Source organism: Clostridium saccharobutylicum DSM 13864, assembly GCF_000473995.1.
Classification (GTDB): Bacteria; Bacillota; Clostridia; order Clostridiales; family Clostridiaceae; genus Clostridium; species Clostridium saccharobutylicum.
On sequence record NC_022571.1, the window covers coordinates 3,104,947 to 3,119,688 of the forward strand.

The following is a 14,742-nucleotide window of genomic DNA, read 5'->3' on the forward strand; positions in this document are numbered from 1 at the left end:
TAAATTAATAAATACCAAAATGATTTAATTAATTAAAATATCTTATTACAATGGATTTTTAATTAATTTATTTTTCACCCTAGATATAACTCCATTAGAATATGATTGAACAAACTTTCCTTCATACTTAATTGTTTTGTTTGTAGTAAGTTCTAAAACGTTATTTTCTCCTTCATTATTAATATAAATCTTTCCTGAAAAATCTACGGATATATTACTTTTTTCTACTGGGGTTTTAATACTAATTGTTTTCCATTCCTTATATTTATCCGAAGCAACAGCATAAGCTATTTTATCAATTTTACCATTAACTTCATCTCCAAAATATACATTATCATTAACATCAGTTCCTAAAACTTTTGGCTGTGAAAATTTAGATACTGCAAGATTCCCTGTGCTATTTAATATGGTTACATTAGAACCCATTTCCATTATTGCATTTGCACCAGTAGTTGGAACTAAAATATCTCCAATATCCTTATCACTTCTTACCTTTTCTAATTGGTTCATAGTGTTTGCACGATATAAATCACATTTTCCATTATTTTTTTTAACTTTTATATATAATGAATGAGTTCCAACCGAAAATACCACATTATCAATTTTATCATCGTTATTTGATAATTGAATCTTCAATTCTTTCAAATCAAAATCTGCAAGATCTATCTTTTGAGCATTTTTTGCATCAAATGCTACTGGTTGAAAATAATATTTTCCGTTTTCTTTAATTTTTTGTACACCTATTATACGATCTGAATTTGTTACCCATTTATAAAACACCATTTCTCCATCAGAATCAATAGTCTTAGCTGTATTTTCTCTACTATCCAACACTTTTAGCTTATTATTTATTAAATACGCAGCATATCTTCCATTTGATGATACTTTAACTTCATCTACATTATCCTTAAGATTAAATTCTTTTGCTTCATTCTTCGAATCTTGACTATCATCTTCCTTAAAAATATTAATATTTATATCTGTAGCCATATATACTTTTTCCACAAATAAAAATACCGCCTGTTGTATAAGTAAACCTATAACCGTCAAACATATTATTCTAGTTGATTTTTTCATTACGTTCCCCTTTCTTATCTGAAAACTTTCTACCCTTCCACATAAAATGCTGTAGCAACAGATCTTTCACCATCCCAAGCATTAGGAGAATTTATTACATCACCTTTATAATACATTGTTGTAGAATATCCGCCATCTAAAGCACCTGCATTAATAGCACCTCTCTCCATCATAATTTCCTGAACATCATAAAGACTTGCTCCTGGAGTAAGTACCTTACGTCCATCTAAAGCTAAAAATATTACTGTTCCATCTGCCTTTTGGCCAACAGCAGTTCTTGGATTAAATCCTTCTGTTGTTTTATCCTTTATCTGTCTTACACCATTAATGATTATATTGGGTTTTCTAAAACACATAGCTTCTTGGACATCAAGTTTTTTCAACTCACTAAGACTATGATCTCCAACTATAAGTGTTCCTCCTTTTGTAAATGCAATAACATTCTCTATAGTTTTATCATTATAACCTGATTTAGGATATACAAGCTGCCCTCCAGATATAACAAATCCACCTGGCTCTCCACCAGTTCCTGCATATTCTACTCCATCAGAAGATTTATCAACAAATGATCCTCCATTTATTGCTGCAACTGCATTATGCTCCATAGCCATTTCACTCGTTTTTTGCCCAAGTTTCCCCAAATACTTTGTCATTGCTACTTTAATTTTTAAAGGATTCTTTATTTCTAAAGCATAACCATCATATCTTGTTGTATGTATTTTATATTTTGTTATATCATTACCGACTTTATATTTTACTTGTATTTTACTCAAATCTTCAGTAGTATTTTGTGAAGTTTGTTGTGCACTGGTGGGTACATCATTATTTTCTCCTAACATCTTATTTATAGTGTCTTGCGATAATAAATTTGTCAGCAAATACGAATGCCTAGTTGCAAGTAAAGTTGATACTAAAACTTTTCTAGTATTCTCATATGGTCCAAAAAATAATATAATTGGTGCTGTAACTCCACAAAGAACAAATATATATAATATTTCTAATAATAATATTCCTGGTCTAAACTTCATTTTTTTCTTTTTACGATTTCTTTTTCTTTTCTTTACTCTTAACTCCCTACTCATATATGCCTCCGTCGTTGAATTAAAGATATTCATCTTTATTATATAATAAAATAACTATATGTAAATCACAAAAAAATTACTTTTTACATAATTTATACATTTTTCCATCTTTTATACATTAAAAAAAGCACTAACGGTTATAATTTAAACTGTTATTGCTTCTCTAGGCACACTTAAAAAAATAACAAGTCCATATTGAACTTGTTATTTATTTTAACGTGATTTATTATAAATGATCCTTTTCTTTATGTGGAGGTGCACCTAATTTCTTACCCTTTATAATTCCTAAATCTGAATTTCCTTTAGGATCAATTTTCCTAAGTTCGGCATTTGACTTAGGCCTATCCTTCCATCTATTTTTATTATCATCCATGTATATCACCTCAATAATATGGTGTACACTTAAAATAATTTTATGCACATTAAGAAATCAAAAATATGATACAAAATCAAATAGATATATCTTACCAGCAAACTTAATTCTTCAAATTATTTTTAATCCGACGAAATTCTGTGCTCAATCCACTTCTCACCATTAAGCCTAAAACAATACATTACGCCTCTAATTGCCCAATCAGAGTACATTCCAATCCATACTCCAAGTACACCCACCTTACATACTATTCCAACAAAGTATCCTACCGCTATTCTAAATACCCACATTCCTATAAAAGCCGTCATCATAGTATATCTAGTATCACCTGCTCCTTTAAGTCCTGCAGAAAGTACAAACGAAATTGGCCACACTGTCAATGCTATGCTGTTGGATATTATCAATTTAGAAGTAAGATTTATCACTTGTGAATCTTTTGTATAAAGTGACGCTAACCACCCTGCAATTGGAATAAATAATAATCCCACTGATACTAAACACACAGTTGCAAACTTAACTAAATATATTAATGTACTTTTAGCACCTTTAATATCATTTCTTCCAACATACTGTCCAACTAAAGTAGTTGCTGCTAATCCAAGAGCATTTCCAGGTACATTAATAATTTGAGCAATTGACATTCCTATAGCATTTGACGCAATAGATGCAGTTCCCATAGTAACTATAAATACTTGTACAATTAATTTTCCAGCATTAAAGATAACTTGCTCCATACCAGCTGGAATCCCTATATTAAATATATCTTTTTGTATTTTTATATTAAACGTAAATGGGATAAATCTTTTTATTTGTATTATCTTGCTACCTCTAAATAACACAAAACTTATAATTATTGTTCCAATCACTCTTGCTATAGCTATAGCAAGCGATGCTCCCATTATACCAAATGAAGGTATATTCAATATACCAATTCCATATATCAGTATATATCCTAAAATTATATTTATTACATTCATAAACATTGTAATATACATTGGGGTTTTTGTATCACCGCACCCCCTTAATATTCCATTTGCAATTTGCTCTATAGCTATAAATGGATATGTAAATAAGGTGAATTCTAAATAAAACTTTGCATTAGATTTAACTAGTTCCTCTGCTGATCCGTATAAAAAATTAATTACTGGTACACGAAAAATCCACAAAAATAATGTTATTATAGTTGATACTATAATTCCTGATACAATAGCTTGTTTAGCTGTTTCATTAGCTTTTTTTACTTCTTCTTGTCCTATTTGCTGTGCCACTACCACTGTAGCACCAACTGATAATGCTGCAAAAAATGATATAAACAAATTATTTATGGAGTCTACCATACCAATGGCTGACACAGCTTCCTCTGAAATATGTCCGGCCATCATTGTATTACATACTCCAAGTAACATAACAAAGGTCTGCTCAACCATTATAGGTATAGCTAACTTTAAAACATTTTTTCTTATTAACATCATATCGTCCCCGCTTCTCCATTAATTCCCACACATAAAATTAATTATATAGTATTAGGTAATAAAATGCTTGGTCTAATATATTTTTAATATAAAAATTTATTGTTCACGTTAAACTTTACAACAAAACAATCATAAAAGCTATATTCTTTTTCCAAATGTTACGTTTATAATTTGATTATAGGTATTTCTTCAGTCTAAGTAGTTACTCTATTCTAGCTTGTTCTCAACTTGATTGAGGAACATACAAGAATATGTGCACCTTCTGCTAATAGAAATCCACAGCCGAATTATATATCAACCCAGAAAAAGAATATAACTTCTTTCTGTAAATTGTCATATAAGTGTAAATTATTTATTAATTAATATTCTTTTATCTTCAACCTCATTTTTTATTAATTTACTTCCAACTTTAGTAATTACTCCTTTTGAATAAGGTTGTATTACAGCACCTTCATATTTTATACTTGAATTCCCCATTATTTCAGTAACAGTACTATTTGAACTATCATTTACATAAACCTTACCTGAATAATCTATCATTATATCTTCCTCACTTACTGGTTTCTGAAGATTCACTGAATTCCATTTAAGATTTTTATCGCCTAACGTAGTATAATATATTTTTGTAATTTTGCCATCAACTTGAGAACCAAAATATACATTATCATTAATATCCGTTCCTAAAATCTTGGTAATTTCAGCATTAGGTATGCTAATATTATCTGAACTGTTTAAAATGGTAATACAATTTCCCATTTCCATTACTGGATTTGTATTTGTTGTTGGAACTACTATATTACCAATTTCTTTATTATGTCTAACTCTTGATAATTGATTCATTATATTTGTATAATATAAATCATTCAAACCATTATCTTTTTTTATCTTTATATAAAGTGTACTTGATGCGGTTGAAAATACTACATTTTCAATTTTGTCATTTTCGTCTTCAATTGGAATTCTTAATTCATTTAAATTATAATCAGCAAGCTGTCTTGCTTCACATTTTTTAGCATTATAAGATACAGGCTGATAATATGATTGTCCATTATTTTTAATCTTTTGAATTACAATCATATTATTTTCATTAGTTAACCATTTAAAGAAAACTACTTGTCCTTCATCTTCACTTTTAAATTCATTTTCTGTATTATTATTACTATCTAATATTTTAAGCTTATCGTTATCTAAGTATGCGACAAATCTACCGTCTGATGATACAGAAACCTTATCAACTCCATCTTTTAGATTAATGCAATTTGCATTATCACTTTTGGAATCCTCTTTCTCTTCAACTTTTTCAGCTTTAATTTGTACATCCGTATCTAAATATACATTTTCTATATATAAGAATATCGATTGTTGAATTGTCAGTGCTACAAGCGTCCAAACTATTATTCTAATAAAATTTTTCATTATGCTAATCCTCTCCTAATCAATAATTGCCTTTTAGGCGCATGAAAATATTGAATGTGCCTTATTCAACATAAAATGCTGTGGCAACAGATCTTTCACCATCCCAAGCATTAGGAGAATTTATTACGTCACCTTTATAATAAATTGTTGATGAATAACCACCATCAAGTGCACCTGCATTTACTGCTCCTCTTTCGTACATGATTTGTTGGACATCATATAGACTTGCTCCTGGTGCAGTAATTTTTCTACCATCTATAACCAAAAAGATTACTGTTCCATCTTCTTTTTGACCTACTGCAGTCCTAGGATTAAGCCCATCTGCCATTTTATCAGTTACTTGCTTTTGTCCATTAATTATAATGTTAGGCCTTCTAAAACACATAGCTTCCTGAACATCAAGTTTTTGAAGTTCTTTTAAAGTATGGTCACCAACTATAAGTTGTCCACCTCTTGTAAATGCAATTACATTTTCAACCTTATCTTTATCAATGTTATTTTTAGGATATATAACTTTCCCCCCTGAAATTACAAATCCACCTGGTACAGCTCCTGTTCCTGCATATAATGTTCCATCAGAAGATTGGTCTACAAAAGAACCTCCATTAATCGCTGCAATCGCATTATGTTCCTCTGCCATTTCACTAGTTTTTTGCCCTATCTTTCCAAGATATTTTGTCATGGCGACCTTAACATTTAGCGGATTCTTGATTTCTAATAAATATCCCGTATATCTATCAGTATGTATGTCATATCTAGATATATCTGTTCCACTTGTATATTTTACATTTATTTTATCTATATCCTCATGAACAGATTCTTTAATATTTTGTTCCTTATTATCCGATTCTTGATTAATTCCTAGTAGTTTATTTATAGAATCTTGTGACAAATAATTTGTTAATAAATATGAATGTCTAGTTGCAAGCAATGTTGAAATAAATGCTTTTCTAGTATTTTCATATGGACCAAAAAATATTAACAATGGTGTTGATATTGCAAGAAATGCAAGTATGTATATAGTTCCTATAAAAAATACTAATGGTCTAAAAAAAGTTTTCTTCTTTGTTTTACCTAATTGATTATCACTTTTAGTACTCATCTAATCCTCCATTTTCTATTATATAGTAAAGTTATTTTTCATTTGTTACATAAAAATTAATATTAATACATTTTTATTATATAATCACTACACCATTTTTTCAAAATAAATACTTATAAAAATAAAAAAATTAATAATATTTTTTATTTTTATAATAATACCTCAGGAATTTTCCTGAGGTATTAACATTCTAAAAATTTATTTTAATTCTTAATTCATTTTAAATACAGCCTTACACATTATAGTAGCTTAAAACTAAGTTAAACTTACTTCATTATGAAACTGTTGATTTTGAGTACTTTCTTCGTGCTCTTTATAAGTTAAAGTTTCCTTTTCTAGATTTTTAAAGGCTACTGAGAGCATAAGCTTTATTCTATTTAATTGATTTACATTTGATGCTCCAGGATCATAATCTATAGCTACAATATTCGAATTTGGATATTTCTCCTTTAAGGTCTTTATCATTCCTTTTCCAGTAACATGATTTGGCAAACATGCAAATGGTTGGACACATGCTATGTTAGTTGTTCCACTTTCTATAAGCTCTATCATTTCAGCTGTTAAGAACCACCCTTCTCCTGTTTGATTCCCTAGAGAAAGTATTGGTGATGCCATGTTCGCTAACTCTCGTATATGCTTTGGTTTGGAAAATCTATTACTTGCTTCTAATGATTTTTTCATTATCTTTCTATAAGTCTCCATATATGCAATTGCTAAATTGCATATATTCTTAGACATTTTGCTACCTGCAAGATATTTTGCTTTAAATTCTGCATCCATAGCTGAATAAAAGAAGAAATCCAAAAGATCTGGCATTACAGCTTCAGCACCTTCATTTTCTAAAATCCCAACTATATCATTATTAGCTGTTGGATGAAATTTAACTAATATCTCTCCAACAACTCCAACCTTAGGTTTTTTTACATTTAGTAATGGAAGACTATCAAACTCTTTGACTATTTCTTTAATATTTTTATTAAATTGTCTTTTATTTCCATTTATTATATTAACTTTAGCTATCTCTCTCCATTTATTGTAAAGTTCATTAGCTGAACCTTTAATTTTTTCATAAGGTCTTGTCCTATATAAAATTCTCATAAATAAATCGCCATAAACTAAAGACATTATAGCTTTGTGAAGTAATTTAGGAGTAATTTTAAAACCAGGCTGTTTTTCAAGACCTACAGCATTTAAAGATATAACTGGTACTTGTTCAAACCCTGCATGCTTTAGAGCCATCTTTAAAAAACCAATATAATTAGTAGCTCTACATCCACCTCCTGTTTGACTAATTATTACTGAGGTATTATTAATATCATATTTTCCACTTTTCAACGCTTCAATTATCTGCCCAACTACTATTATTGATGGATAACAAGCATCGTTATTAACATATTTTAACCCCTCATCTATTGCCTTAGTATCATTAGATGGTAATACTTCTAAATTGTAGCCTGATGCTTTTACTGCTGTTTCAATTAAATCAAAGTGAATTGGTGACATTTGAGGACATAAAATTGTATGTTTTTTTCTCATTTCAGACGTAAATATTGGATTATTATATAGAATTTTTTCTTCTACAGGTTTATATTGCTTTCTTTCTCTTTCATCCATAGCAGCCTTCAAAGATCGTATTCTTATTTTAGCCGCCCCTAAATTATTTCCTTCATCTATCTTGAGAACTGTATATATTTTACCTTTTGATGAAATCATTTCAGAAACTTGATCTGTAGTTACTGCATCTAATCCGCATCCAAAAGAATTTAATTGAATAATATCAACACAAGGTTCGTCAGCAACAAAAGCCGCTGCTCTATATAATCTTGAATGATACATCCATTGATCTACAACCCTTAACTTATCTTTTAAGGTTCCTAGATGTGATACACTATCTTCAGTTAAAACTGCCATATCAAAAGATGATATTATATCTGGAATACCATGATTTATTTCTGGATCTATATGATAAGGTCTTCCACAAAGAACTATACCTTTCTTATTATTCTTTTTCAAATATTGTATAACTTCTTGTCCTTTTTTTCTTATATCCTCTTTTACATCTTCTCTTTCTTGACTTGCTGCTTCAACCGCTTTTTTAGCTTCATCAAGTGTAACGTTGAAGATCTTAAATTCTTCTACTATTCTTTTTGCAAGTTCTTTTTCATCATCTAAAGATAAAAATGGTTCTATAAAATTAATATCATTTTCTTTTAGCTCATCCATATTGTTTTTTATAGCTTCTGGATAAGAAGTTACCATTGGGCAATTATAATGATTTTGAGCATCACTGAACTCTTTCTTTTCATATGAAATACAAGGATAAAATATATTTTTTATTCCTCTATCTATTAAACTTTTTATATGTCCATGTGCTAACTTTGCTGGATAACAAGCCGATTCTGAAGGAATTGTTTCTATTCCAAGTTCATATACCTTTTTACTTGAAGGCCCTGATATTCTAACGCTAAATCCTAACTTAGTTAAAAGAGTAAACCAAAATGGGTAATTTTCATACATATTTAATACTCTTGGAATTCCAATTATTCCCCTTTTAGCTTCATTTTCTTTCAATGGCTTATAATTAAAAATTCTTTTATATTTATAATCGTATAAGTTAGGTAATTTATCTTCTTTAGTTTTCTCTATGCCAAGTCCTCTTTCACATCTATTACCTGAAATAAACTCCTCATCTGTTGAAAATTTGTTTATAGTAAGTAAACAGTTATTCCCACACTTACCACATCTTCTAAATGATGATTCCATTTTAAAACTATCTATTTTATCTTTTGAAATAAGATTAGTCTTTTCCCCTTCTACATATCTTTCCTTAGCAATTAGTGCACATCCGAATGCCCCCATAAGTCCTGCTATATCTGGTCTTACAGCTTCTCTTCCCGAAATCATTTCAAAACTTCTAAGCACGGCTTCATTATAGAATGTACCACCTTGTACTATTACCTTTTCACCAATATCTTTTTCATCCCTTAGTTTTATAACTTTGTATAAAGCATTCTTTATTACTGAATATGAAAGTCCTGCTGAAATATCAGATACTTCAGCACCTTCCTTTTGAGCTTGTTTAACTCTTGAGTTCATGAATACTGTACATCTTGATCCTAAATCTACCGGTGCCTTTGATGTTAATGCTTCATTTGCAAAATCTTCAACTCTCATACTTAAAGTTTTTGCAAAACTTTCAATAAATGAACCACATCCTGCTGAACAAGCTTCATTTAAAAGTATGCTATCTATCGCTCCATTTTTTATTTTTAAGCACTTCATATCTTGTCCACCAATATCTAGAATAAAATCTACACCTGGTAAAAAATAATCAGCTGCTTTATAATGAGCAATAGTTTCAATTTCACCAATATCTATATGAAATCCTGCTTTAATCAAAGCTTCTCCATATCCTGTTACTGCAGAATTTAATATTTCAACATCTTTTGGAAGTATTTCATACAATTCTTTCATTATTTCTGCAACTTTATTTAGTGGATTTCCTTCATTACTTCCATAATAAGAATATAAAAGTTCTGAATCTTCACTAATCAAAGCTGCCTTAGTTGTTGTTGATCCTGCATCTATACCTAGATATGCTTTTCCTTTATAATTTGAAATCTCTCTTTTTCTAACAACAGATTTATTATGTCTATCTTTAAATCTTTTATAATCTTCATCATCTTTAAACAATGGAGGTAGTCTTAACGCTTCATCATCTTTTATATTTGTAATACTGTTAACCTTAATAACTATTTTCTTTAAAGACGTTAATTTTTCTTTTTCAGATAAGAATGCAGCTCCTATAGCTACAAAAAGTTGTGAATTTTTAGGCACAATAATTTGTTTCCCTGTCAATTTAAGAGTTTCAATAAATCTATTTCTAAGTTCTGATAAGAAAAATAAAGGTCCTCCTAAAAATGCTACATTGCCTCTAATTGGTTTACCACAAGCAAGACCTCCAATAGTTTGATTAACTACAGCTTGAAATATAGATGCAGCTATGTCTTCTTTTTTAGCACCTTCATTTATAAGAGGTTGCACATCTGTTTTTGCAAAAACTCCACATCTTGATGCTATAGGATATAACACCTTATAATCTTTAGCATAATCATTAATTCCAGCAGCATCTGTATTTAACAATATTGCCATTTGATCTATAAAAGCTCCTGTTCCACCAGCACAGCTTCCATTCATTCTTTGTTCTATGCCGCCTCTGAAATATGTTATCTTAGCATCTTCTCCACCAAGCTCTATTACAACATCAGTTTGTGGAATAAGTCTCTCAACAGTTTCAGAACATGCTATTACTTCCTGCACAAAAGTAATATCAAGCCATTTTGATACAGAAAGTCCTCCAGAACCAGTGATACTAATTGTACAATTAATATCACCTAATGTTTCATAGCATTCCTTAACTAAATCTATTATTGTACTTCTTATATCTGAAAAATGTCTTTCATATTTACTATAAATCAACACATTTTCATTATTTAATACTGCTAGTTTAACTGTTGTTGATCCTATATCTACGCCAATTTTATAATTAATCATATTTTCTTATTCACCTACTCTGTTATTTCAATGTATTGTTATGTATAGTAATCTACATTATTGTCTATAATTATAAAGTATTTGATATCGTATTTACAATCTGTTCTTTGGAGGATAAAAATGAATTATTTTAATGAAGGAAATAAATTTTATAATATGCAAGATTATTTAAAAGCAATTGACTATTATAAACAATCTGCTGCCAAAAATTTAAACAAAGCCTGCTCATATTATAATTCTGGTGTTTGTTTCATTAAATTAAAAAACTTTGATGAAGCAATCGTAATGCTTAATAAAGCCATTTCCCTTAAGCATGAAAGTAAATATTTCTTTAACTTAGCATATTGCTATGTTATGAAAGAATGTTTTGATAAAGCTTTACGTCTTTTTAATATAGCATGGGCAATTGATCCTAACGATAATGACTGTGAAAAAGCTGTCAACCTTGTTATTTCAAAAATAAAATACTGATAATGCATAGGGAGTGTTCCTCCCTTTCATAATTTCACCATTCACCAACAATTTCATCTACATTATGCTTTTTAAATAAATTTGAATCAAAATAATTTCCACCATCATAAAAAGTAGTATCCACATTTATCCATCTATTTTCATCACTTAAATAAACCTGATTCCATGCATGTCCCACATATTTTTCTCCATCATAAGCTTCTCCGCCTATTAATCTTACCTTAAGCCCTATAGACCTGCACATTGCAACATAAAGACAAGCTTTATCAAAACATATTCCACATTTGCTATTGAATGCACATATGGCTCCCCCATCAGGCATATCATTACTATTCTTTCCATATATAACTTTCTCAGCTTTGTTGTCATCATATTTTATATTGCTTCCAACCCAAGTATATAATGTTTTAGCACGTTCCCTATCACTTTTAGCAGTCTTAGTTAATTGAACAGCTTTATCATTAATCTGATCATTTGATTTTATACCTTGATCAATTGTAATTCCATTATAAATAACAACTTCTTTAGAAAAACCTAGTAAATTACTATTCTTAAAAAATCTATTGTTACCACTCTTGTCCGAATTAGAATTGCTTGATGCAGAATCTTGTATGATTCCATTATCAGAAAAAGAAAAAGTCGAAATTAAATCAGTTATTATTGATGGGCACACTAAGACTGCAATTATTATAGATATTTGTAAACATCCACACATTATTGCAGTAATAGCTAATAAAAATTTATTTTTTTTCACAATTTTTCCCCCACAAAGCACATAAGTAAAATAACACACAAAAGATATAATAACTGTATTTGTATACAATAAACATCTTAAACCACAATAATTTAACATTCTGGTATTGTATTAAAAAATTCAGCATATTGATGTATTATTTTTATGTACTTAAACTATAATATAAGACTAAAACAATTAATTTTTGTAGATATCTTACTACTACTTATATATACATATATTATCATTGATATTATTATTATACCAAAATTTTTTATTTTGTTGTAAGTCAATATTTCCTTTTTAGGTACATGAAAGAGAATAGCAAGTCAAAAATGCTATGGTTATTTTGATTGACTTGTTATTTTCTTTCATGTACCTTATTTTGTTACTCAAAGTCATCTAATGCCATAACTTCTTTTACAACTTCCTTTACAATATCGTACCCATAACCTTTTGAAATTAAAAATCTGTATAGTTTACCACTTATTTTATACTCATCATTTTCACTTTTCTTTATTATATTAAGTTTCTTCTTTGCAAGATTTAATGCTGTAATTTTTTCATCATCCTTGTTTATTGAAGATAATTGTTCCTGCACTATTTCCTTAGAAATTCCCTTTTTAATTAAATTATATTTAATTTTCTGACTTCCTTGAATATTTATCTTATCCTTTATAAATGCTTTTGTATAGTTGCAATCATTTAAAAAATTGTAATTCTTAAGAAATTCTATACTAGAATCAATATCATCTTCTTCATATCCCTTTAATTTTAATTTATCTCTTACTTCCTTTTCTGTTTTATAGTTTCGCTCAATTATTTTAAGTGCAGACTCCTTACATCTTATATAAGATTCCTTTTTAGCTAAAGTTTTAAGTATATTAATATCTACTTCTTGATTTACTTTAAGTCCTTCTTTATACATCAACTCCAAAGAAAGAGAAAATGCATATTCTCCATCTAAAAATAAGTTTATTCTTTCTTTGTTTCTTTTTTGAATTTCTATTTTTGTTATCTTTGCCATTTCTACTTTTTCCCCTGCTATTTTAGTTGAATTGTTATTTATTTAATGTGCATTATTAATTTGATTTTAATATATGAATTGTTGGATTATTTAAAACTTTTTTACCTACACCATTAATCTTAATCGTATCTAACTTATTTAATCTATCCATATCTTTAACAAATTCAAATATATCTTCATCTTCTAATGCCTGATGTAACATATAATTACATAATTCTGCTGAATCTTCTAATGTTGAAATTACTGCTGTCTTATGCACTTTTTTCATTATATTAAGATCTCTTTCTCCAATTTGAATTTTACCATTTATTACATTATTAAGAGTTTCATCAATAGCCTTTTTTGCTTCTTCTATATTTTCTTCGGCTACTGCTGTATAAATATATAGAGTTTTTATGTTGTTTGTTATTTCAAGATGAGTATAAATATCATAAGCTAATCCTCGATTTTCTCGAACTTCTCTAAAAAGTAATGAATTCGAACTTTCTCCAAGTCTATGATTCAATATTCTTAGAGGAAGTTCATCACATTTTTCTAATTCATTAAATGTGTATAAATAAACTATGGTACTTTGTTCTATATCCTTCTTATAACTAATTTTTGTTACTTCATTATTATTTTCCTTTATTACTCCAACTGCCACTGGCTTTTGTCCATTCCATTTATTAAACGCTTCTTCAATTAACTTTATAGCGTCTTTATGACTTAAAGATGAGACCATAGTTATTAACGAATTTTGAGGAGTATAATATTTTTTATAATAATTTAATATCTCTTTTCTTGTAAATCTTGAAACATTTTCTTCAAGTCCAGTCACTTCATATTTTAGACCACTCTTTGTAAATGCAATTTTATTTACATTCTTAAAACTAAAATCTTCAATATCATCTTTGCTAGTTCTTATTTCAGATAAAATTACCCCTCTCTCTTTTTCAATTTCTTCTTTATCAAATGCTGGATTTATTATCATATCTCCCAAAATATTTACTCCATTTTGAAATTCCTCCATCAAGCAGCTTATTGTATATACTGTAGCATCATAGTCAGTATAAGCATTATACTCTCCACCTAGTTCTTCTAATTGCCTATTCAGTTCTTCATCACTTTTACTAACCGTGCCTTTAAACAACATATGTTCAATAAAATGACTTATTCCCTTTTCATCTAACTTTTCATATAAAGCTCCAACTTTAATTCCTATATTTATAGACGCAATTTGTGTGTCTTTATTTATTGTTATTACTTCTAAGCCGTTCTTTAGTGTATGTCTTTCTACATCAAAATTTAATTTTATCATTCACTATTCTCCTATTATATATCTATTCTTCTCTTATTTTATAATACTGTAAATCACACTAAAAATATAGTGCCTAATATCACAACTTTATAGAAACCATATTGGTTTATCTATTTTTTATAACTTTCTAATTTGAAA

General features: G+C 28.7%; 11 protein-coding genes. 1 reads left to right on the forward strand and 10 read right to left on the reverse strand.

The genetic code is table 11. The annotated features are described in order from the left end of the window. Positions 1-45: 45 nt before the first annotated feature. From CLSA_RS13405 to CLSA_RS13430, 7 genes are all read right to left on the reverse strand, one after another. Positions 46-1,077 (reverse strand): NHL repeat-containing protein, encoded by a 1,032-nt coding sequence (locus tag CLSA_RS13405; protein WP_022746894.1) that lies wholly within the window; start codon positions 1,075-1,077, stop codon positions 46-48. A gap of 29 nt (positions 1,078-1,106) precedes the next feature. After that, positions 1,107-2,159, reverse strand: coding sequence for a phosphodiester glycosidase family protein (locus CLSA_RS13410; protein ID WP_022746895.1), 1,053 nt, complete (start codon positions 2,157-2,159; stop codon positions 1,107-1,109). A 226-nt stretch (positions 2,160-2,385) separates the two neighbouring features. Continuing rightward, on the reverse strand, positions 2,386-2,532 hold the full coding sequence (locus CLSA_RS23480; protein ID WP_022746896.1) for a hypothetical protein: 147 nt from the start codon (positions 2,530-2,532) through the stop codon (positions 2,386-2,388). Between the two features lie 122 nt (positions 2,533-2,654). Then, positions 2,655-4,001 carry an MATE family efflux transporter gene (locus tag CLSA_RS13415; RefSeq protein WP_041716616.1) on the reverse strand — a complete coding sequence of 449 codons (1,347 nt, stop codon included), beginning with the start codon at positions 3,999-4,001 and terminating at the stop codon, positions 2,655-2,657. Between the two features lie 351 nt (positions 4,002-4,352). Then, positions 4,353-5,420, reverse strand: a complete 1,068-nt coding sequence (locus CLSA_RS13420; RefSeq protein WP_022746898.1) for a hypothetical protein — start codon at positions 5,418-5,420, stop codon at positions 4,353-4,355. A gap of 61 nt (positions 5,421-5,481) precedes the next feature. Further along, on the reverse strand, positions 5,482-6,522 hold the full coding sequence (locus tag CLSA_RS13425; RefSeq protein ID WP_022746899.1) for a phosphodiester glycosidase family protein: 1,041 nt from the start codon (positions 6,520-6,522) through the stop codon (positions 5,482-5,484). A gap of 255 nt (positions 6,523-6,777) precedes the next feature. Then, positions 6,778-11,076, reverse strand: a complete 4,299-nt coding sequence (locus CLSA_RS13430) for a 2-hydroxyacyl-CoA dehydratase (protein ID WP_022746900.1) — start codon at positions 11,074-11,076, stop codon at positions 6,778-6,780. Between the two features lie 120 nt (positions 11,077-11,196). Here CLSA_RS13430 and CLSA_RS13435 point away from each other — a divergent pair, with 120 nt between their 5' ends. Beyond that, complete coding sequence (locus CLSA_RS13435) at positions 11,197-11,547, forward strand: tetratricopeptide repeat protein (RefSeq protein WP_022746901.1); 351 nt, start codon at positions 11,197-11,199, stop codon at positions 11,545-11,547. 34 nt (positions 11,548-11,581) lie between these two features. On the opposite strand, the gene CLSA_RS13440 is transcribed toward CLSA_RS13435, so the two are convergent. The 3 genes from CLSA_RS13440 to CLSA_RS13450 all read right to left on the reverse strand — a co-directional run bounded on the left by CLSA_RS13440 (position 11,582) and on the right by CLSA_RS13450 (position 14,604). Further along, the gene (locus CLSA_RS13440; RefSeq protein ID WP_041716276.1) at positions 11,582-12,301 is read right to left on the reverse strand and encodes a transglutaminase-like domain-containing protein; all 720 of its coding nucleotides are present in this window, start codon (positions 12,299-12,301) and stop codon (positions 11,582-11,584) included. A 367-nt stretch (positions 12,302-12,668) separates the two neighbouring features. Next, a complete protein-coding gene (recX, locus tag CLSA_RS13445; protein WP_022746903.1) occupies positions 12,669-13,307 on the reverse strand; it encodes a recombination regulator RecX in 639 nt (212 codons plus the stop codon). Between the two features lie 55 nt (positions 13,308-13,362). Next, positions 13,363-14,604 (reverse strand): M16 family metallopeptidase, encoded by a 1,242-nt coding sequence (locus tag CLSA_RS13450; RefSeq protein ID WP_022746904.1) that lies wholly within the window; start codon positions 14,602-14,604, stop codon positions 13,363-13,365. Positions 14,605-14,742 lie beyond the last annotated feature (138 nt).